The organism is Verrucomicrobium sp. (assembly GCA_028283855.1).
GTDB lineage: Bacteria > Verrucomicrobiota > Verrucomicrobiia > Methylacidiphilales > GAS474 > GAS474.
On record JAPWJX010000001.1, the window covers coordinates 142,019 to 161,638 of the forward strand.

Here is a 19,620-nt window from a genome sequence, read left to right on the forward strand (position 1 = left end):
GGCGTCAGACGCGCCGGACCTTTTGCAGGGTGCGGGCCAGGTGGGGCAGCAGCTCCTTCTTGCGGCTGACGATGCCGTTGAGCTCGAAGAGGTCGGCTCCCAGGCGCGGGTAGTCGATGGCCTGGACGATCTCCGGGCGGCCCGTGGTGAGGAGGACGCTGTTGTGCGTGCCGATGTCGGTCACCAGGAGGCATGCGAAGTCGAGCGCGCCTTCCGCGCGGACGCCTTCCAGGGCCTCGGCCAGCGCGTCGCGCTGTTTCCAGAAGTTGTCCAGGCCCTGCTCTTCGATCTGGGCCACGGCGATTTTCCAGCCGGCTTCGTCGTAGTTCTTGCAGTCGGTCCGCACGGCCTGCGGAGCAGGCGTGTTGACCAGGAGCGATCCGGCGGCAAAGAACCCCTCGGCGAAGCGGGCCAGGTCGGCCTTGGCGGCTTTGCCGAGCCAGGGAAGGATTTCCCGGTCGACGTCGGTCGTCGTGGGGCCGGTGAGGTGGAGGGTGTCGGAGATGATGCCCGCGGCCAGGGCCAGGGCGACGCCTGGCTCCGGTTCCAGCCCCGCCTGGCGGAACATGCGGGCCACGATGGTGCAGGTGGAGCCCACCGGCTCGTTGATGAAGCGGATGGGGTAGCGGGAGGAAAGGCCTCCGCCCAGGCGGTGGTGGTCGATGACTTCCAGAATTTCCGCTTCCGGCGCGCCTTGGACGGCCTGGCTCCACTCGTTGTGGTCGACCAGGACCAGGCGCGTGCGGGGCACGTCGACGAGGTCGGACTTGGAGAAGACCCCGGCCAGCTTGCCGTCTTCCCGCAGAACGGGGAAAAGGGCCTGGTGGCTGCCCGGTTCCAGGGAGGAGAGGATCTGCTCCACGCTGGCTCCCTCCGGGAAGCTCTGGAAGTCGGTCAGGGTGGCGTCGGCGATGGCCTGCGCGCACTTGATGAGGAGGGTGGTGGTGGCGGTGTCGCTGGGGGAAACCAGGACGGCGACGCCCTTGGCCTTCGCCTTTTCCAGGAGCGCCGGGGAGAGGCCGTTACCGCCGGTGAGGACGATGGCGCGCGCGCCGAAGTCGATGGCGCTCTCCTGCACGGTGGGGCGGTCCCCCATGACGACGATCAGCTTGGACGGATCGTGGCGGCGCAGCCGCTCCTGGAATATCTCCGTCCGCAGCGCGGCGACGATGAGGAGGAACTCCTCTTCCTTCTCCAGGTCGACGCCGTGGGAGACGCTGCCGGCCAGCGTCTTGGCGACGCGGGCCAGCGTGGTGGCCACGCGGCGGGTTTCCTTCCGCTCCGCGCCGGACTCCCGCTTCGGCAGGATGAGGTCGACGAGCTTGTAAAGGGAGAGCATGCCGGCGGGGCGCTCCGCGGCGTCCAGCACGGGCATGCTGTGAAAGCCCCGGTCCCGGATGGTGTCGAAGGCGGCCAGGAGGGAATCCCCCTCCTGCGCGGCGACGACGTCCCGCTTGCAGATCTGCCCGGCGGTGGGGCGCACGTCCAGGACCAGGCGCGGGGCGGCCACGCCCGCCTGTTGCAGGGCGTAGAGGGTGCGGCCGCTGATCTCGCCGCAGCAGGCGGCTTCCGCCTCCGGGATGGAACCGGTGCGGCGGAGGAAGTCGGCGTAGCCGATCGCCGAGCAGATGGCGTCGGTGTCGGGATTCTTGTGTCCGATGACGTACGTGGGCATGAGAGGGGCAGATTTAAACCGCAATCGGGGCGTCCTTGCCAAGGACTTCTTCCAAGGAAGCCAGCGCGCGGGCGGAATAGGCCGCCCCGCGCTTGGCCTTTTCCCGGGGGCGGGAGCCGGCGGGCAATTCCGGCAGGACGCCGAAATTGGCCTTCATGGGCTGGAAGTGCTTCGCCTCCGCGTGGGAGACATACCAGCAGAGGGCGCCCAGCATCGTCTCCCGGGGGAGGGAGAGGGGGGGGCTCCCCTCCAGGCGCCGCGCGGCGTTCCACCCGGCCAGCAGGCCCGTGGCGGCGTTCCCGGCGTAGCCCTCCACGCCGACGATCTGCCCGGCGAAGAAGAGATCGGGCCGCGCGCGGAACTGGAGCGTCTCGTCCAGGAGGAGCGGCGCGTTGATGAAGGTGTTCCGGTGCATCTGTCCCAGGCGGACGAACTCGGCCTTCTCCAGGCCGGGGATCAGGCGCAGGACGCGCTCCTGCTCCCCCCACTTCAAATTCGTCTGGAAGCCGACGAGGTTGTAGAGGGAGCCCGCCAGGTTGTCCTGCCGCAGCTGGACGACGGCGTGCGGCCAGCGGCCCGTGCGCGGGTCGTCCAGGCCCACGGGACGCATCGGCCCGTAGGCCAGGGCGTCCTCCCCGCGCGAGGCGAGGACCTCGATGGGCAGGCACCCCTCGAAGAAGGCGGCGTCCTCCCGCTCGAAATCGCGCAGCGGGATCCGTTCCGCCGCCGCCAGCGCGGCGACGAAGCGCCGGTATTCCTCTTGGTTCAGGGGGCAGTTGATGTAGTCCCCCTCCGCCTGTTCCCCGCGCCCGTGGCGGGAGGCGCGGAAGCAGACGGCCATGTCCAGGGAGTCCCGGTCGACGATGGGGGAGATGGCGTCGTAGAAGTAGAGCGCGTCGGTCCCCGTCAGCTCCCGGATGGAGGCGGCCAGGGGCCCGCTGGTCAGCGGGCCGCTGGCCATCACGGTGACGCCGGAGGCGGGGACGGCGGTCACCTCCTCCCGCCGGACGGTGACGCGGGGGTGGGCCTCCAGGCGGCGGGTGACCTCCTCGGAAAACTTCTCCCGGTCGACGGCCAGGGCCGCCCCCGCCGGTACGCGGGCCGCCTCCGCGCATTGGAGGATGAAGGAGCCCATCCGGCGCATTTCCGCGTGGAGAAGCCCCCCGGCGCGGTCCGGCACGTCGGAGCCCAGGGAGTTGCTGCACACCAGCTCGGCGAAGCGGTCGGTCAAATGGGCCGGAGTGGGGCGGACGGGCCGCATCTCCGAGAGGAGGACGCGGTGCCCGCGCTCCGCCAGCTGCCAGGCGGCTTCCGCTCCGGCCAGGCCGGCGCCGATCACGTGCGCGTCATGCATAAGAAGGGACCCTGAGGATACGCAGGGCCTTCCTTGATTCAATCACCGGTTGCGGGTAACACGTCCCGATGAACTCTACCCTGGCGGCCTTCCACCTCTTCGGCCATCTCGTCGTCCTTACCCCCTGGAAGCTCGTCGGCTACTGCGGCAGCCTCGTCTTCGGCGGGCGGTGGGTGGTGCAGGTCATTGTTTCCCGCCGCCACGGACGGCCCGTGGTGCCTTCCCTTTTCTGGTATATCAGCGCCTTGGGCAGCGTCCTGCTCCTCTCCTACTTCATCTTCGGGAAGAACGATTCCGTGGGCATTCTCTCCAACCTCTTCCCCACCGCCGTCGCGTTCTACAACCTCTACCTCGACGCGACGCACAAGCGGTCGCAGAAAAAAGTCACGGTCTAAAGGGAGGGCGTCCGCACCGCCACGGTGACGTGGAGGTCCCCCCGTCCGCCCCGCGCGCGGGGCAAGCCCCGGCCGGGCAGGGTAAAGCGCGCGCCCGCCCGCGTGCCGGGCGGTATGGCCAGGAGGGCCGCTCCTTCCGGCGTCGGCACCCGCCGCCGGATTCCCAGGGCGGCCTCCCACGGCATCAGCACCAGCTCCGTGTGGAGGGCGGCGCCCGCCACGCGGAGCCCCGCGTGCGGCGCGTAGGCGATGAAGACGTAGAGATCCCCGCGTTTCCCGTCGCGCACGCTGCCTTCCCCCGGCAGGCGGAGGCGCTCTCCGGCCCGCAGTCCGGGCGGCAGATCCAGCCGCCGCGTCCCCCGGTAGAGATAGGAGCCGCCGCGGACCGCCTCCTCCAGCGTGATGGCCAGGGTGACATGGCAGTCCAGGCCGGGCCGTTCCAGCCCGCGCGCTGCATCGTATTTCTGCTCTGTCAGAGCGCGGTAAGCCTCATGGATCTGCTGAAAAAGAGGGGCGGAGTGGGCGCCTTCCGGGGAGCTATCGGGATGGTGGCGGCGCGCCAGGCGGCGGTAGGCCCGCCGGATTTCTTCCGGCGTCGACCGGGGCGGAACGCCCAGCAAGGCATAGTAATGGGCCATGCTCACGGAGTGTTTTTATACTAAAACAAGAAAAAATGATCCACAAATTATTTTCAATCAATGGGATCGGTTTTGATTAAAGAAAAGAAGATGACGGTCGAAATACTATGTAGGATGATTCTTCCGCCCTTCGACCGCACTCAACCGACCGGCGCCATGAAGCCCATCGACACCCCTTCCAAGATCCGCATCCTGCGGCAGATGATCGAAGTCATCATGTGGCAGTGGAACGCCGTGAAGGAAGGCCGCTGGGAGGAACTCCCCGCCTACGACGCCCGCAAGCGCGACATCCTCCAGGAAATGTCCGGCTACGACTGGACCGGCGGCCAGCCCCGCGAGCGGGAGGACACCGAGCTTCTCATCCTGGAATCCCAGATCATCGACCTGGAATACCAGTTCAAGAAAATGCTGGAGCACCGGATGAACGTCATCGCCGTCCAGCTCGAAGACCTCCAGCGCCGCCACAACAACTGGCAAAAGGCGGTCAATCCCTACCGGGCCGCCGCGGCCACGATGCTGGAAAGCTAGGCCTTTCCAGGCCTACTGCTCCGCCTGCCGCGCATTCTCCGCGGCCAAGCCCAGGTCCTCGTACAGCGCGGCGTTAAGCTCCCGCGCGCGGCGGCGATGGACCGGCTCTCCCGGCATCCCGTTGACCACCCACGCCACGGACATCCCGTGCGCCGGGTCCCAGAAGGAACAGGAAGACTGCGCCCCGCTATGGCCGAAAGTCTCCGGCGACGCGTGCGGGCCGAAGCCATAGGGCACGTGCGGGCCGTGGTGGATCGAGTTGACGATGAGGCCCAGGCCCCAGTCCACCTTGTGCTGGAAGGTCAGGTCGAAGAGCCCCTCCCGCTGCCGCGCGGTCAGCTCCGCCACCGTCTCCGGGCGGAGGAGAGGGGAGCCGCCCCGGCCCAGCGCCTCGTAAAACTTTGCCAATTCGCGCATCGGCCCGTGGCCGCTGGCGCCCGGCCAGCAGCGCCCGTAGCCCGCCTCGCTGTCCCAGAAGCGGTGCGGCTCCTTGCGTCCCGCTGCCGTATTATGCAGGAAGCCGACGCGCCCCTCCACCGCCTGATATTCCTGTGGAGAGAGGGCAAAGCAGCAGCTCTCCATCCCCAGGGGGCGGAAGATTTCCTGCCGCACGTATTCCGCGTAGGGCATCCCGGAGAGCTTCTCCACCAGCGCGCCAAGGACAAACCAGCTGGCGGAAATCTGATACCCCGCCGTCTCTCCCGGCACCCATCCCGGTTCCAGCGGCGCGGCGAAGGCCCGTTCCAGGTTCTCCTGCGGGGACATCGAATTCCAGACCGAGTCGGCCGAACGGAAGCCGCACGTGTGGGTCAGCAGGTGGCGGACGGTCAGCGGCTTCTTTCCGTTTTGGCCGAATTCCGGCAGCCAATCGGAAACCGGGCGGTCCCATTCCACGAGGCCCTGTTCTTTAAGCCGGGCCAGCGCCACGGCGGCAAAGGGCTTGGAACAGGAAAGCCACGTCATCAGCGTTTCCGGGGTCATCGGGACCCCCTCGCGCGCCTCGCCCCACCCGGCGTCCAGAAGCACCTGCCCGTCCTTTTGAATAAAGAGCTGGGCTCCTAGATGATGCCCGGCATCGCGCCCCGCTTCCAGGAGGCGGGCGGTGCGGGGGAAATCGTTCAACGGCATGGGAATAGCCGAATTAGTCTTAGTGAGGGAGACAATCAAGCTCAAGGACGGCCGGCAAGTCCTCATGCGCCCCGCCGAGGCGGGGGACATGGAGGCCATCCACCAGCTTTACCTGGAAGTCAGCCGTGCGGCGCGCCGGCAATGGGGCGTGGTCCCGCTCCGGCCCTGGCTCTATGGCCGTTCCGGCATCGAGAGAGCGGTGCGGAACATCGGCCAGAAAAAAGGCGACTATCTGGCGAACGTCGTTTTCACGCCGCAGGGGGAACTGGTCGGTTTCGTGCAGGCCTACCACAGCCGCCGGGAACCGCGGACGAAATTCGGCCCCATCTTCATCCGCCCGGATTATCGCGGGGCGGGCCTCTTCGAGCCGATGACGCAGCCGATGCTCACCGGCGCGGTGGAGCACGGAAAGCCGGAAATCGTCTTCTCCGTCAACGAGCGCGGCCCCAAGGCCTTGTACGAGAAAAAATTCCACGCCGTCGAATTCGAGCGCCACGCGACGGGCGGCGGGGCGGTCCTCTCCATGAGCTTCGACCCCAAGCGGATCCTCGACGAGCGCGCGAAGTAGGGGCGGTGGGGGCGCACGGATTCGAACCGTGAACCAAGCGATTATGAGCCGCCTGCTCTAACCATTGAGCTACACCCCCGCGGGTTGCCTCCGTATGGTGCTTCTGGCAGGGTGGGGGGATCAAGGCGCTTTTCTCCATCGTCCTGATGTTGGGGATGGCCGTCGCGGCCCGGGCGGCGGCGGACGTCCATGAGGAAGTCCTGCGCGTGCCGGTCGGCAGTCCGCCGGTGGCGCTGGAGGTGACTTTCTACCACCCGGACGGGGAGGGGCCTTTCCCCGTGGCGGTCCTCAACCACGGCAAGGACGGCGGCGACGCCCACCGGCAGCCCCGGGACCGGGCGGTGCTGGCTTCCCGCTATTTCCTCTCCCGGGGCTACGCGGTGGTCATCCCGATGCTGCGGGGCTTTTCCCAATCGGGCGGGACGGTCTGGTTCCGGGGCGATCCGGCCAAGGAGGCCCTCCTCCAGGCCCAGGACATCCAGGAGGCCGTGCAATATGTGGGGAGCCACGCCTCCGTGCCGCTGGACATGGGCCGCGTCGTCGCGCTGGGGCAGAGCTATGGCGGTTGGAACACGCTGGCCCTGGGCGCGCTGGGCATGCCGGGGCTCAAGGGGCTCATCGTCTTCGCCGGCGGGCGGCGCTATGAGGCGCTGACGACCTGGTCGGACGAATTGGCCGCCGCGGCGGGCCGCCTCGGCGCGCAGACGCCTTCCATCCCGTCCCTCTGGTTCTACGGGGACAACGACAGCCTCTTCCCGAAGGAGACGCGGGAGGCGATGTTCAACCGCTACACCGGCTCCGGCGGCCACGCGCAGCTGGTCAACTTCGGCAGCTTCATGAGGGAAGGCCACTTCTTCCTGGGAGAAGTGGAGGCCATGCCGATCTGGACGCCGCGCATCGACGAGTTCCTCGACCGGCTCAACCTCCCCGCCAAGCCCCTCTATCCCGGCTACCTGCCGAAGCCTTTCCCGAAGCCGAGCGGCTTTGCTCCGCTGGAGGACGTCTCCGCCGTGCCGGTGGCGGAGGAGGAGGACCGGAAGCGGTACCGGGAATTCCTGAAGATGGAATGGCCCCGCGTCTTCCTCATCACCTCCCAGGGGCGCGGCGTGGCGCTGCGGACTCCTTACGATCCGGTCGGCGCGGCGGAGGCCTTCGCCGCGCAGCACAATCTGGAGTGCGGGATCTACGCGATCGACGACAAGGTCGTCTGGGATCCTAACGGCCAGCCCTGACCAGCGCGGCGGAGTCGCCGGAGAGGGAAACGCCCGCGTCCGCGTCGATCCACCGCCCCTCCTCCAGCTTGAAGACGCGGAGGGTCTTCAGGCCATATTGGCTCACCGCCAGGTAGCGCCCGTCCGGGGTGAAGGCGCAGCCCTGCGGCATGCAGGGAATTTCTAGCGCGCCCTGCTGTGCCAGCCGTCCGTGCGCGCCGGGCCGGAAGAGGTAGACGCGGGAGGGCTCCCCGTACCAGGGGCTGCCTGTCTCGGCGTTGGCCCCGTCGAAGCAGGCGATGGCGACCCACGACTGGTCCGGGGAGACGGCGATCCCTTCCGGGTTGCGGCCCACCGGGAGCCGCTGCGCCACGCTCCACGTCCCATCCCGCTCGGCCAGGAGGAAAAGGGCGTCGCCGTAATTGTCGGCGGCCAGGGCGCGGCGGCCGTCGGCGAAGAACTCGACGTCATAGGGCCCCTTGCCGACGGGGAGGCGCTGTGTCTGCCGGACGCCCTCCGGCGTGACCGCGCAGGCCAGGACCGCCCCGCCGTCGTGCAGGGAGGCCAGGGCCCGGGTGCCGTCCGGGGAGAGGGCGAAGTGGGAGAGCGATTCCTCCTTCGTCGCCAGGGGCAGGAGGGCGGCGATTTTAAGGCCGCCCCCGCGCAGGTCGATGGTGGCCAGTTTTCCCTCCCCGCGCAGGGTGACGTAGGCGCGTTCCCCGTCCGGGCTCAGGGAGACGCCGGAGGGCTGGAGGCCGATCTCCGCCTGGGCGACCTGCCGGAGGCCGCCGGGCGTCCACGCCAGCCGTGTCAGGCGGCGGTCGACGCGCAAGCCCTTCGGCTGGGAGGCGTCCGGCGCCATCGCCCCGGCGACGAGGACGGTGCCGCCGTCCCGCGTGGCGGCGATGCAGGTGGGCGGGCCGATGACGCTGCACGGCACCCCCTCCAGCGTCCAGGTACGGGGAGGAAGGGTTGAGAAGTCGGCCGCGGTGACGCTGCCTGGGCCTGCCGGAGCAGCGACGAACATCCGGGCGTCCCGGTAGCCGCTGGCCTGGTCGTTGGCGGAGAAGACAAGGGAGGGGGCCGCCGGCGCGAGGGCCAGAGACCATCCCAAGACGGGGAGGAAAAGGATGCGAGGCAAAAAGTCCAAATTACTTGAAATAGAATACTGACAGACTGGGGAATTGGAATTTAACATCCCACCAAGGTTATAACAATGGGTGCTTCTTCCTGGTTTCGTCTGCCTGAATCACAAAATTATCTTTCGGTCCTCGACAGTGCCATCCTGATTTTCGCCATCGCATCGATGGTGGCAATTGGTCTCTATATCTCGCGCAAGGTGAAGACCTCGGAAGACTACTTCCTGGCCAAGCGGAGCCTGCCGGGCTGGCTCGTCGGCATCTCGATCTTCGCCACCACGATCAGCTGCCTTTCCTTCACCGCGATCCCGGCCTTCACGTTCAAGCACGACTACCTGTGGGTCTCCTCCAGCTGCGTCTACATCTTCGTGGCGGTCTTCGCCATGTACTTCATCATGCCGTTTTTTCGGAAGGTGCAGACGCCGAGCGGCTACGAATATCTGGAGCGGCGCTTCGGCACGTGGGCCCGCGTTTACCTGGCGCTGGGCTACGTCGTGATGAACAGCTTCCGCATGGGGATCATCCTCTACGCCATCGCGCTCACCTTCGAGACAGCCACCGGCATCCGCCTGCCGTGGATCGTCGTCGTCCTGGGCGTCACGGCGGCGGTCTACGCCATCTCCGGCGGCCTGGAGGCGGTCATCTGGACCGACCTTTTCCAGAGCGGCATCCTCCTGGTGGGCGCGGTCGTCTGCATCGGCGCGGCGCTCCACGGCGTGCCGGGCGGCTTCTCCCACGTCGCCGCGACGGCCTACCACGGCGGGAAGATGTCCCTCGGCAGCATGGACCTGAGCCTGACGGAGCGGACGTTCTGGACGATCGTCATCACCAGCATCTTCTCCATGAGCTCGGCCTCCACCACCGCGCAGGACGCCATCCAGCGCTACCGCGCGCCGGAGTCGGAGAAGGAGGCCCGCATCGCCCTGGGGGTGAGCGCCTTCACCATGGTGCCGGTGTGGCTCCTCTTCAGCTTCCTGGGCACGGTCCTCTGGGCCTTCTACCAGGCCTTCCCCGATCCCCACGTGCAGGCGATGGCGCAGGCCAACCCGGAGAAGATCGTCCCCTACTTCATCTTCACCCAGCTCCCCTCCGGCCTGGGCGGCATCGTCCTGGCGGGGATGCTCATGGCCTCCGTCAGCGCCATCAACGGCAGCCTCAACGCCTGCGCCGCCACGGCGACGAGCGATTTCTACGAGCGCTTCATCGCCCCGGGCCGGCCCCCCCGCCACTATCTGAGCGCGGGGCGCTGGATCTCCTGCCTCTTCGGCGCGGGGATGATCGGCATGGCGCTGCTGGTCTACTGGTTCCGCCAGTCAACTCTCCAGGACCTCCAGGCCCTCATGATCATGATCATCACCGCAGGGTCGTTCGGCCTCTTCATGATCGGCTTCCTCAGCCGCCGGGTGGACAACTTCTCCGCCGCCTGGGCCACCGGCCTTACCGTGGCGGGAGTCAGCCTGTGGGTCTTCCTGCAGAGCGATTGGGCCCGCCTGCGCTGGCCGGGGCTATCTCCTTACCTGCCGAATCTCTTCTGGCTCTCCGTCTTCTCGAACGTCTCCCTCTTCGCGCTGGCCTGGCTCATCGCGCGGCTCTTCAACCGCCGCTGCCGGCACAGCCTGACCGACCTCACCATCTTCACCCTGCGGAAAGAAGACGCGGGGCATTGATTCTATGAAGCAGCTCCTTCGGATCGCCGCCGCCGTCCTGCTCCTGGCCGCCTCTCCGGCCTGGGCCGCCCTCCGCCTTCCCGCGCTGTTTGCCGACCATATGGTCCTCCAGGCGGGTGCGCCCGCCGCCGTCTGGGGCTGGGCCGATCCGGGTGCGGAGGTCACCGTGACCTTCTCCGGCCAGGAGCCCGTCCACGCCGCGGCCGGTTCCGACGGGCGTTGGAAGGCGGCGCTGCCCGCCTTGGACGCGGGCGCGCGGGGGACGCTCGCCGTCGAGTCGAAGGGGACAAAGAAGGAGATCGCCGACGTCCTCGCCGGCCAAGTCTGGCTTTGCTCCGGCCAGTCGAACATGGAATACAACGTCGACGCCCCCGCCAGCCGTTACGCGCCGCGGGAGAAGGAGGTCGACGGCAACGTCGCCCTCGCGCACAAGGAAGCCGCGCCGCTGGAGGGAGCCATCCGCTACTTCCAGGTCACCCGCTTCGGCGCCGACGCGCCGCAGGACGACGTGAAGGGGAGCTGGATCGTCGTCACCCCGGAGAACGTCGGCGAGTGCTCCGCGGTGGCCTGGAACTTCGCCCTGCGGGTGCACGACGCGCTGCGGCAGCCCGTCGGCCTCATCCTCTCCACCTGGGGCGGCACGCCGGTCCAGTCCTGGCTCCCGCGCGAGGCGCTCGACGCCACCTCCGTCGCCGCCGACATCTGGAAGCACCACGCGGAGCTGATCGCCCAGTTCCCCGCGGCCAAAAAGAAGTACGACGCCGATCTGGCCGCCTGGAAGGCCGCCAACCCGACGCCGGAACTCCAGGCCGAAAACAAGCGGAAGATGCCGCGTATGCCCTACTACGCCACATGCAGCCTGGCCCCCGTCCGCCTCTACAACGGCATGATCCACGGCCTGGCGCCCTACACCTTGAGCGGCTTCCTGTGGTACCAAGGGGAGGCCGACGGCAAGAATCCCACCCAGTACGCCGAGCAGATCCGCGCCCTGGTGAACGCCTGGCGGAAGGACTGGGAGGCGGAGCTGCCCTTCTTCTACGTCGAGCTGGCGGGCTGCGGCAACCCGCCGCAGAAGCCCGCCGAGGGAGGCACCGCCTACATCCGCGAGGCGCAGGCGGGCGTCCTCCAGCTGCCGAAGACCGGCGTCGCCATCGCCGTCGACCTGGGCCTGCCGAAGAACATCCACCCGCCGTTCAAGAAAGAGGTCGGCAACCGCCTGGCGGGCCTGGCCCTGGAGAAAGTCTACGGCCAGCGGGTGGGCGGGGTGGACAGCCCGCAGTTCGAGGGCTTCGCCGTGGAGGGGAACTCCGTCCGTCTCAAGTTCACCCACGCCGAGGGGCTCCGCGCGAAGGACGGCGGCCCGCTCAAGGGCTTCGCCCTCCGCGGCGCGCACGGGGACTGGGTCTGGGGCGACGCGCGGATCGACGGCCAGGACATCGTCGTCTCCAGCCCCTCCGTCTCCGCGCCCGCGGCGGTCCGCTACGGCTGGGCCTCCTATCCCACGCTTTCCGTGGAGAACGCGGCGGGCTTGCCGCTGCGCCCCTTCCGCACCGACCCCGAAACTCCCGACGCTCCCGCTCCCGTCCCCATCGGCACTCCCGTCAAATAACCTTATGCGCTCCCCGCTCCTCCCGTTTCCGCAGCTCCTCTTCCCGCGCCTGCGCCGCGCGCTCAACCGCCTGGCGCTCGGCATCTGGCACGACCCGCTCAACCTGGAAGTCTCTCGCACCGAGGCGCGGCGGGGGGAGTTTCCCTTCGCCGATGCGCGGCGCGCCAAGCGGAAGCCGATGACGTTGCCCGGCGTGTGGCAGGCCCCCGGCTTTTCCACCACCTGGTTCCGCGTCCGCCTGCCCGCCGGGCGGAAGGCGCGCCCCGGCGACCACCTGCGCTGGGAGGACAACGCCGAGGCGACCGCCTGGGCCGACGGCGAGCCCCTCTACGGCTTCGACGCGACGCACCGCCAGTGGCCCTGGCCCGCGGGCGCGCGGGAGGTGTGGATCGAGAGCATCTTCTGCCAGTCCGGCATCTGGCACGCGGCGGCCAAGGGGATCGGCCCCCTCGGCTCCGTCCTCACGCAGGCCTGCCTGGTGCAAAAGAGCGAGGAGGCCTGGCAGGCCTACTTCGACCTGGAGGTCCTGACCGACTGGCTGGAGGAGGAGATCCGCCGCGTGCTGCCCCAGGACGCGGAGAACCTTCTGGCCGGCTTCCGCGCCTGGCCGGAGATGGACGGCGCCAGCGGCTCCTTCCTGCCGGACGGCGTCGGCACCGGTGTGGCCAACCGCCACCGGCCCGACATGGACCGCCTGCCGCCGCTCCTCCGCTCCGTCTTCGCCCTCCTGGACGAGGCGGTCACCGCCTTCCACGCGGGCGGCCCCGCCGCGCTGCGCCGGAAGCTGGCCCCCGTCTACCGTCTGCTGCGGGAACAGGAGGCGGCCCAGCCCCGCGTCACCCTGACCGGCCACGCCCACATCGACCTGGTCTGGCTCTGGCCGGAAAAGACCGGGGAGCAGAAGGCCGTCCGCACCTTCGCCACCGTCAACCGCCTGGTCGACGCCTACCCGGAGTTCTATTTCGGCTATTCCCAGCCCGCCAGCTACGCCGCCGTCCAGCGGCGCGCGCCGGGCCTCATGCGGAAGGTGAAGCGCCAGATCCGGGGCGGCCGCTGGGAGGCCCTGGGGGCGATGTACATCGAGTCCGACACCCTGCTGGCCTGCGGCGAGGCGCTCCTGCGCAGCCTCACCCTGGGGCAGGAAGACTTCCGCCGGATCAACGGCAAGCCCTCGCCCGTCCTCTGGCTGCCGGACGCCTTCGGCTTCACCGCGTGCCTCCCCGCGCTCATGCGGCTGGCCGACGTGACCGGCTTCTACACGAACAAGCTTTCCTGGAACATGATCCACCGCTTCCCGCACAGCAGCTTCGTCTGGCGCGGGGCGGACGGCAGCGAGGTGCTGGCCCACGTCTCCCGCGCGACCGGCTACAACAACCCCGCCCGGCCGCGCAACCTGCGGCTGGAGGCGGAGGCCCACCGCCAGGCCGACCGCCATCCCGAGTTCCTCCTCCCCAGCGGCTGGGGCGACGGCGGCGGCGGGCCGACGGCCGACATCATCGAGCGCGTCCGCCGCCAGGCCGACCTGCGCAACCAGCCCCCGGCGCAGTGGGGCCGCATCGACGCCTTCTACCGCCGGATGGAGGCGGTCCGCGCCGCGCTCCCCGTCTGGCAGGGGGAGATCTATCTGGAGGCCCACCGCGGCACCTACACCACCCACGGGTGGATGAAGGAGGCCTACCGCCGCCTGGAGCGCGCCCTGCAGGCGTGGGAGGCGGCCCGCTGCGCCGGGGGAGGGGGACCGATCCCCGCCCATCCGTGGCAGCGCCTCGTCTTCGCCCAGTTCCACGACTTTCTCCCCGGCAGCTCGATCCACGAGGTCTACGAGGAGATGGTCCCCGAGCTGCAGGCCCTCGAAAAGGAGGCCCTGCGCGAGGCGAAGGCCTCCCTAGGCGCGGGCAAGGGCGGCGCGGGCTTCTTCAATCCCCAGCCCCATCCGCTCCCGGCCCAGGCGGGGGGAAAGACCGTCGTCGTCCCGCCGCTCGGCCACTCGTCCTCCGGCGCCGCCGCCGCGGGCGTGACGTGGGAGAAAAGCACCCTGGCCAACGGCCTCGCCGAGGCCCGCTTCGACGCGAAGGGTTCCCTGCGGTCGCTCGACCGCCAGGACGTCGCCGGGACGCGCCTCGTCGCCTACCGCGACGTGCCGTACGATTTGGAAGCCTGGGAGATCGACCGCCAGGCCCTCGACGCCGGGACGCCGCTGGTCCTCGACGGCGCGGGGAAGCCCGCTTCCGGCCCCGGCTGGAAAGGCGTCCGCCAGCGGTGGAAGACGGCCGGGGGCTCCACGGTCGACCTGTTCTGGAAGCTCCGCTCCGGATTCTCCGCGCTGGAGGCGGAGCTGGACGTCGACTGGCGCGAGCCGGAAACGCTCCTGCGCTTTGAGGTGCCGACGCCCTTCCGCGGCCAGGCGGCCCTCTTCGGCGCGCCGTACGGGGGCGCCTGGCGGCCCCAGCAGCCGGGCGATTCCCGCGCCTCCGCGCAATGGGAGGCGCCCGCCAGCCGCTGGGTCCTCTCCAGCGACGACGGGCGGCAGCAGGGAGTCTTCCTCCTGGCCGAGGCGAAGTATGGTTTCTCCGCCCGGGACGGCATCCTGGGAGTCAGCCTTCTCAAGTCGGCCAAGGTCACTCTTACCAACGCCTTCCCGGCCGCCTTCCGCGTGCCGGGGCCGCGCCGGGACGCCTTTTCCGACCTGGGCAAGTCCCGCATCCGGATCGCTCTGGGCGTCCTGGGGGCGCATTCCCGGCGGGAAGCCTACCCCGCCGCCCTGGCGGAGACGCTCTTTGCCGAGCCCCTGGCCGCGCCCGCGCCCCGGCGGGCCTTCCCGTTCCCGGTACTGGAGGGGATGCCCTCCGTGCTGCCCGCATGGGCCGCGCCGATCGGAAAAAACCGCTGGGTCCTTCGCCTTCACGAGACGATGGGGCGGAGCGGTACACTGCGCGTGGCCATGCCTGCGGGCTGGACGATCCGCCGTCTGGAAAAGGCATTCCCCGGCCCGGGAGACCGGGCGCTGCCGGGCGGACGGATCGAGGTGGCCCCCTTCGCTGTCCTGGGGCTGGAAATCCGCCAATAAATATCTGTTGCTTTAATGGCAGCTTTGGCGTTGACGGGGAGGGGGGCGGGTTCCATCCTCAAGCGCAGGAAAAATTCAATGCGCTTCCTCTTCATGCTTTGCCTGGCGGCCTCGCTTCCCTTCGCGGTCCGTCAGGATTTCAGCGTCGGCTCCTTTGGGGCGGACGAACGGGAATAGCCGGGTGCGTGTCGCCCGCCGGGAATTCCTGAAGGTCTTGGGCGGGGCCTCGCTGGCGTCGCTCCTGCCCGCCGCCGCCTTCGCCCTGCCAGGGGAAAGCCGCAGGGCGCCTTTCCGCCGCCTTTACAGCAGCGACACGACGAACATCCTCACCTGCGTCAGCCCGTGGCATGCGGAGGGCGCGCCGCTCGCCGCCCCGATGTTTGACGCGGTGGTGGATGAGGCCGCTGCCGCGGGGGCCGATGCCTTTCTCCTCCAACCCGGCCTGGGCTGGGTGCCCTGGTGGCCCAGCCGGGTGCTGCCGCTTTCCGAGCACGTCGCCTGGTTCCGCCAGCATTTCCATTTCCCGAAGGCGGACAATCCCTACCTCCGCTTCGTCCTGAACGGCGGCGACTTCGTGAAGCAGACGGTCGACCGCTGCCATGCCAAGGGGATGGCGGCGTTTATCAGCTACCGGCTGAACGACGCGCACGGGAAGGACAAGGCGGCGACGCCCTCTCCCGGTCATATCGATTCGCTCCCCCGCTTCTACGCCGACCATCCCGAATATCTCCTGGGCGCGCAACCCGCCGAAACCCAGGCCGCGTGGGCCAAGGACCTGCAGAATTGGGCGATCCCAGCCGTGCGCGACTTCAAGTTTGCCCTCATTCAGGAGCTCTGCCGCAATTACGACCTGGACGGCCTGGAACTCGACTTCGAGCGCGCTCCCTACTATTTCCGCCTGCGGGAGACCGATGCGGCGCAGCGGCGGCAGATCATGACCGAGTTCGTCGCCCGCGTCCGCCGCTGCCTGGACGAGACCGCCCGCCGGAGAGGGGGCCGCCGCCGCTGGCTCTCCGTCCGCGTCCCGGCCCTCCGCGTGCTGCACGATCCCATGGGCATCGACTGCGCGGCGATGGCTGCGGCGGGCGCCGACATGTTCGACCTCTCCACCTACGCGCACACGGAGCAGCGGAACGATTTGGCCGAGATCCGGCGGCAGGTCCCCGGCGCGGCGGTCTACCAGGAGATGACCCAGATCGCCTCCTTCAACAACCGCCCCACGGGCCGCTCCCAGCGGAGGATGACGCCGGAGATGTACGCCACCACCGCCCACCTGGCCTACGCGGGCGGGGCGGACGGGGTCGCGCTCTTCAACTTCCAGTATTACCGGGACTACCGGGATGCAGGTCAGCCCGCCGACCCGCCCTATACCGAGCCGCCCTTCCAGATCGTGCGCCCGCAGGGCGATCCCGCGCGCGTCGCGGAGTTCCCGCAGTTCTATTTCATCGGCCTCCCCTACAACAGCGACCCGCGCCGCCCCTACATCTTCCCGAAGGAGCCGAAGCTCGGCGAGCCCTTCACCGTGACGCTGGGGATGGCGCCGCCTGTCGGCGGCTGGAGGCGTTGCGGGCGGCTCCGCATCCAGGCGGAGCATCCCTTCGGCCCCGGGGAATGGGAGGCCCATCTCAACGGCACGCCCCTGACCTGGACGCCCGACGTGGCAGAACCCTATCCGTCCGTTTACCGCCAGCTTACCGGCACGCCGGAGGAGCACCGCGCCTGGCATGTCCCGGCGGCGCTGGCGCGGGAAGGGGAGAACCGGATCGACATCACGCTCAAGCACGGCGCGACGGCGAACCTGGTCTGGCTCGACCTCTCGATGCCGGATTAGATGCCGCCCAGAACGGCGGCGCAGGGAAACGCGGCCAGCCATTCGGAAAGGCGGCCTCCCCGCACCGGCCGGCCGGTGAAGAGTTCCACTCCGTCCGTTTCTTCCCAGAGGAGCCGCGTTTCCCTCCATTTTTCGCCCACGGGCGGCAGGCCGACGTTCCCCGGCAGGCGGGGGACGGCGACGGTGAGGGTCTTTCCCTCCCACGCGCGGGTGAAGGCGACGACGTGTTCCGCCAGCGGCCCTTCCGCGAGGACGGGGCGGTATTCCCCCTGCTGGAACAGCGCGGGGAAGCGCCGCCGCAGTTGCAGGAGCGTGCGCGTCAGGTGGAGCTTGATGCCGCCGTCCTGCCAGCCGGACAGGAGGTCCTCCGGCGTCCGCCCCGCCAGGCCGGAGAGGAGGGCCTGCCGCGCGGCGAAGTCGATGGGGCGGCGGTTGTCGGGGTCGACGAGGCTGAAGTCCCACACCTCGTTTCCCTGGTAGATATCGGGCATGCCGGGGGCGGCCAGCTTCAGCGTGGTCTGAGCCAGGGAGTTGACCATGCCGTGCTCCGCCAAAAGGCGGGCTTCCGGCAGGAAGAGGGGGAGGAAGCGCCCGGCGGGGGCCAGGATGCGCTCGACGAAGTTTTCCACGGCGGCGAGCCACGCCTCGTTCGGGTAGACCCAGTTCGTGTTCACCTTCGCCTCGGACACCGCCTTCCGCATGTAGCCTTTCATGCGGGAGACGAAGTCCGCGTCCGCCTCTTCCGCCCCTGGCGCCCACGCGCCCAGGAGGACTTGGTAGAGGAGGTATTCCTCGTTCGCGTCGGGAGCCAGCCGCCCGTCGACGACGGTCTTGAAAGGCCGGTTGTGGGCCGACCAGGCCCCCAAAATTTCCCGCCACCGCCCGGGCCGCTCGGAAAGGGCGTAGAGGCGGGCGCGGACGTCCTCGCTCACCTTCGTGTCGTGGGTGGAGGTGGTGAGCATTCCCTGGGGCTCCTCCGCCAGCCGCCGCGCGTTGGCGGCGTGGAATTCCTCCACCGTGCCCGCGCCCAGGCGGCCGATCTCCCCGCCCACCTCGTTCAGGCCGAAGAAGCGGACGTAGACGTAAAAGGAAGTGTCCTCCACCGATTTCGCCATCACCGCGCCGGTGGCTTGCTGGAACTTCAGCGTCCAGTCGTCCGTCGTCTGCTTGCGCAGGCCGGCCAGCGGGTCCTCGTGATAGGCGCCGCGCAGCACCTCGTGGACGAAGTCGAAGGGAAGGGGATCCAGGCAGCGGTTGCGCCGCTTGGCCTCCTCGCAGGCCTCGCGCAGCACCTTCCCGTCGGCGGGGCCGGAGGGAAACCCCGGCTGCCGGTAGGTGCGGTAGACGGAAAGGCAGGCCATCGTCTCCCGCACGGCCACGCGCAAGTCGTGCATCGTCAGGTCGCGCCAGCGGCGGTCGTATTCGATGATGCGGTCCAGACCGATGGCCAGGTTGCCGATGGCGTTGGCGAAGAGTTCCTCCAGGACGAAGCGCTTCTTCTCGTAAACCGTGTCCGCCGCGGTGGCCGTGATCCCGGTGAAGCGCTCGTAGGTCTCCGTGAGGTGGGGCGCGGCGGAGCCGTCCACCAGGACGTCGGCCAGCTGCGGGATGAACTCGTAGCCCGTCGCCCCGTGGATCGGCCAGACGGAGGGGAGTGTCTCTCCCGGAGCCAGGATCTTTTCAACCAGCGCGTAGAGAGGGCCGCCGCCCGGCGGCGTGCAGAGAGCCTGGAAGTCCTGAAGGTATTGGGTGGGATTCCAAAGCCCGTCGATGTGGTCCAGGCGGACGCCCCGTACCAGCCCCTCCGCGATGAGGGAGGCCAGGAGCGCGTGCGTCGCGCGCATGACCTCCATCTCCTCCACGCGCAGGCCGACGAGGGTGTCGATGGCGAAGAAGCGGCGGTAATTCGTCTCGTGCGCTCCGGTCTTCCAGAAGGCCAAGCGGTAGTTCTGGTCGTCCAGGAGCGCGTGGAGCCGGTCAAAGCTCCGCGCGTCGCCTGGGCGGCCATTGTAGTCCCGCAGCACCTCCTCCAGCGCGGCGGCCAGGGCCGGCTCCCCTTCCAGCAGGGCGGCCAGGGCCTCCTTCGCCAGCAGGAGGAGCCGCTCCCGCTCCTCGAACTCCTGCGGGGCGGGCGCCTCCCGGTCGGCGGGCTGGGGGAGGATTTGGAAGAGGCTCCGCGCGTGGTGGAGCCGCTCCTGGGCCGCGTTTTCCAGCGCGGGTTGGGCGGCGGTTTCCAGAGCCGTCAGAATTTGCGGGACGTGCTCCGGCCGGACGGGAAAGCGCGGCCCCTCCCCATAGGCGACGGCAAAGCTCCCCTCCGCGTAAGTGAGGCGCAGCTCACCGTTTTCCAGCAGCCGCCCGTAGTAGTCCCCCAGCATCGGCACCAGGACCCGCTCCCGCAATTGCTGGTGGCGGGGATACCACTCGATGTCGAAATAATGGGCATAGCGGCTCTGGCGGCCGTTCTCCAACACGTCAAACCACCAGCGGTTCACCGCGCTGGCGATGCCCATGTGGTTCGGGACGAAATCGACCAGACAGCCCATGTCTCGTTCCTTCAAGTCCGCGGCCAGAGAGCGGAAACCCTCCTCGCCCCCCAACTCCGGGTTAAGAACGGCGGCGTCGCTCACATCGTAGCCGTGAAGGCTGCCGGGAACGGCCCGGGTGATCGGGGAGAGATAGCAATCGGAGACGCCCAGATCGTCCAGATACGGAATGAGCGCCTGCAGGGCCTTGAACGGGAAGTCCTTGTGAAGCTGGAATCGGTAAGTCGCGGTGGGGAGGTGGGAGGCGGTCTTTAAGGCCATGGA

14 protein-coding genes and 1 tRNA gene are annotated in these 19,620 nt (G+C 68.9%); 8 read left to right on the forward strand and 7 right to left on the reverse strand.

Annotated elements, in window-relative coordinates; genetic code table 11:
- Positions 1-4 precede the first annotated feature (4 nt).
- Entirely contained in the window at positions 5-1,675 is a 1,671-nt protein-coding gene (locus tag PW734_00715) for a putative manganese-dependent inorganic diphosphatase (protein ID MDE1169725.1), read from the reverse strand.
- A gap of 13 nt (positions 1,676-1,688) precedes the next feature.
- Positions 1,689-3,029, reverse strand: a complete 1,341-nt coding sequence (gene trmFO, locus PW734_00720; GenBank protein MDE1169726.1) for a methylenetetrahydrofolate--tRNA-(uracil(54)-C(5))-methyltransferase (FADH(2)-oxidizing) TrmFO — start codon at positions 3,027-3,029, stop codon at positions 1,689-1,691.
- A gap of 68 nt (positions 3,030-3,097) precedes the next feature.
- On the opposite strand from trmFO, the gene PW734_00725 reads away from it, so the two are divergent.
- A complete protein-coding gene (locus PW734_00725; protein MDE1169727.1) occupies positions 3,098-3,424 on the forward strand; it encodes a lipid-A-disaccharide synthase N-terminal domain-containing protein in 327 nt (108 codons plus the stop codon).
- On the opposite strand, the gene PW734_00730 is transcribed toward PW734_00725, so the two are convergent.
- The gene (locus PW734_00730) at positions 3,421-4,062 is read right to left on the reverse strand and encodes a DnaJ C-terminal domain-containing protein (GenBank protein MDE1169728.1); all 642 of its coding nucleotides are present in this window, start codon (positions 4,060-4,062) and stop codon (positions 3,421-3,423) included. The genes PW734_00725 and PW734_00730 overlap by 4 nt on opposite strands.
- Positions 4,063-4,176: 114 nt before the next feature.
- Between PW734_00730 and PW734_00735 the strand changes: the two genes are divergently transcribed.
- Positions 4,177-4,590 (forward strand): hypothetical protein, encoded by a 414-nt coding sequence (locus PW734_00735; protein MDE1169729.1) that lies wholly within the window; start codon positions 4,177-4,179, stop codon positions 4,588-4,590.
- A 12-nt stretch (positions 4,591-4,602) separates the two neighbouring features.
- Here the strand turns inward: PW734_00735 and PW734_00740 are convergent, their stop codons facing one another.
- Positions 4,603-5,718 carry a serine hydrolase gene (locus PW734_00740; protein ID MDE1169730.1) on the reverse strand — a complete coding sequence of 372 codons (1,116 nt, stop codon included), beginning with the start codon at positions 5,716-5,718 and terminating at the stop codon, positions 4,603-4,605.
- Positions 5,719-5,740: 22 nt separating this feature from the next.
- Between PW734_00740 and PW734_00745 the strand changes: the two genes are divergently transcribed.
- On the forward strand, positions 5,741-6,286 hold the full coding sequence (locus tag PW734_00745) for a hypothetical protein (protein MDE1169731.1): 546 nt from the start codon (positions 5,741-5,743) through the stop codon (positions 6,284-6,286).
- Between the two features lie 6 nt (positions 6,287-6,292).
- Here PW734_00745 and PW734_00750 read toward each other — a convergent pair.
- Positions 6,293-6,365 (reverse strand) — tRNA-Ile (locus tag PW734_00750).
- Between the two features lie 76 nt (positions 6,366-6,441).
- Here PW734_00750 and PW734_00755 point away from each other — a divergent pair.
- Positions 6,442-7,518, forward strand: coding sequence for a CocE/NonD family hydrolase (locus PW734_00755; protein ID MDE1169732.1), 1,077 nt, complete (start codon positions 6,442-6,444; stop codon positions 7,516-7,518).
- Here the strand turns inward: PW734_00755 and PW734_00760 are convergent.
- Complete coding sequence (locus PW734_00760; protein MDE1169733.1) at positions 7,502-8,638, reverse strand: hypothetical protein; 1,137 nt, start codon at positions 8,636-8,638, stop codon at positions 7,502-7,504. The genes PW734_00755 and PW734_00760 overlap by 17 nt on opposite strands.
- A 165-nt stretch (positions 8,639-8,803) precedes the next feature.
- On the opposite strand from PW734_00760, the gene PW734_00765 reads away from it, so the two are divergent.
- From PW734_00765 to PW734_00780, 4 genes are all read left to right on the forward strand, one after another.
- The gene (locus tag PW734_00765) at positions 8,804-10,303 is read left to right on the forward strand and encodes a sodium/solute symporter (GenBank protein MDE1169734.1); all 1,500 of its coding nucleotides are present in this window, start codon (positions 8,804-8,806) and stop codon (positions 10,301-10,303) included.
- Positions 10,304-10,307: 4 nt separating this feature from the next.
- Positions 10,308-11,912, forward strand: a complete 1,605-nt coding sequence (locus tag PW734_00770; protein MDE1169735.1) for a sialate O-acetylesterase — start codon at positions 10,308-10,310, stop codon at positions 11,910-11,912.
- Between the two features lie 4 nt (positions 11,913-11,916).
- Positions 11,917-14,979, forward strand: a complete 3,063-nt coding sequence (locus PW734_00775; GenBank protein ID MDE1169736.1) for a glycoside hydrolase family 38 C-terminal domain-containing protein — start codon at positions 11,917-11,919, stop codon at positions 14,977-14,979.
- A gap of 181 nt (positions 14,980-15,160) precedes the next feature.
- The gene (locus PW734_00780; GenBank protein ID MDE1169737.1) at positions 15,161-16,810 is read left to right on the forward strand and encodes a hypothetical protein; all 1,650 of its coding nucleotides are present in this window, start codon (positions 15,161-15,163) and stop codon (positions 16,808-16,810) included.
- Here the strand turns inward: PW734_00780 and treY are convergent.
- Positions 16,807-19,617 (reverse strand): malto-oligosyltrehalose synthase, encoded by a 2,811-nt coding sequence (gene treY / locus PW734_00785; protein ID MDE1169738.1) that lies wholly within the window; start codon positions 19,615-19,617, stop codon positions 16,807-16,809. The genes PW734_00780 and treY overlap by 4 nt on opposite strands.
- Between the last annotated feature and the right edge of the window lie 3 nt (positions 19,618-19,620).

Excerpts from the sequence above, each read along its gene's own strand:
- PW734_00775 (MDE1169736.1), top strand. The coding sequence starts at position 11,917 with ATGCGCTCCCCGCTCCTCCCGTTTCCGCAGCTCCTCTTCCCGCGCCTG.
- PW734_00740 (MDE1169730.1), bottom strand. The coding sequence starts at position 5,718 with ATGCCGTTGAACGATTTCCCCCGCACCGCCCGCCTCCTGGAAGCGGGG.
- treY (MDE1169738.1), bottom strand. The coding sequence starts at position 19,617 with ATGGCCTTAAAGACCGCCTCCCACCTCCCCACCGCGACTTACCGATTC.
- PW734_00765 (MDE1169734.1), top strand. The coding sequence starts at position 8,804 with ATGGTGGCAATTGGTCTCTATATCTCGCGCAAGGTGAAGACCTCGGAA.
- PW734_00715 (MDE1169725.1), bottom strand. The coding sequence starts at position 1,675 with ATGCCCACGTACGTCATCGGACACAAGAATCCCGACACCGACGCCATC.
- trmFO (MDE1169726.1), bottom strand. The coding sequence starts at position 3,029 with ATGCATGACGCGCACGTGATCGGCGCCGGCCTGGCCGGAGCGGAAGCC.
- PW734_00725 (MDE1169727.1), top strand. The coding sequence starts at position 3,098 with ATGAACTCTACCCTGGCGGCCTTCCACCTCTTCGGCCATCTCGTCGTC.
- PW734_00735 (MDE1169729.1), top strand. The coding sequence starts at position 4,177 with ATGATTCTTCCGCCCTTCGACCGCACTCAACCGACCGGCGCCATGAAG.
- PW734_00755 (MDE1169732.1), top strand. The coding sequence starts at position 6,442 with ATGGCCGTCGCGGCCCGGGCGGCGGCGGACGTCCATGAGGAAGTCCTG.
- PW734_00770 (MDE1169735.1), top strand. The coding sequence starts at position 10,308 with ATGAAGCAGCTCCTTCGGATCGCCGCCGCCGTCCTGCTCCTGGCCGCC.
- PW734_00730 (MDE1169728.1), bottom strand. The coding sequence starts at position 4,062 with ATGGCCCATTACTATGCCTTGCTGGGCGTTCCGCCCCGGTCGACGCCG.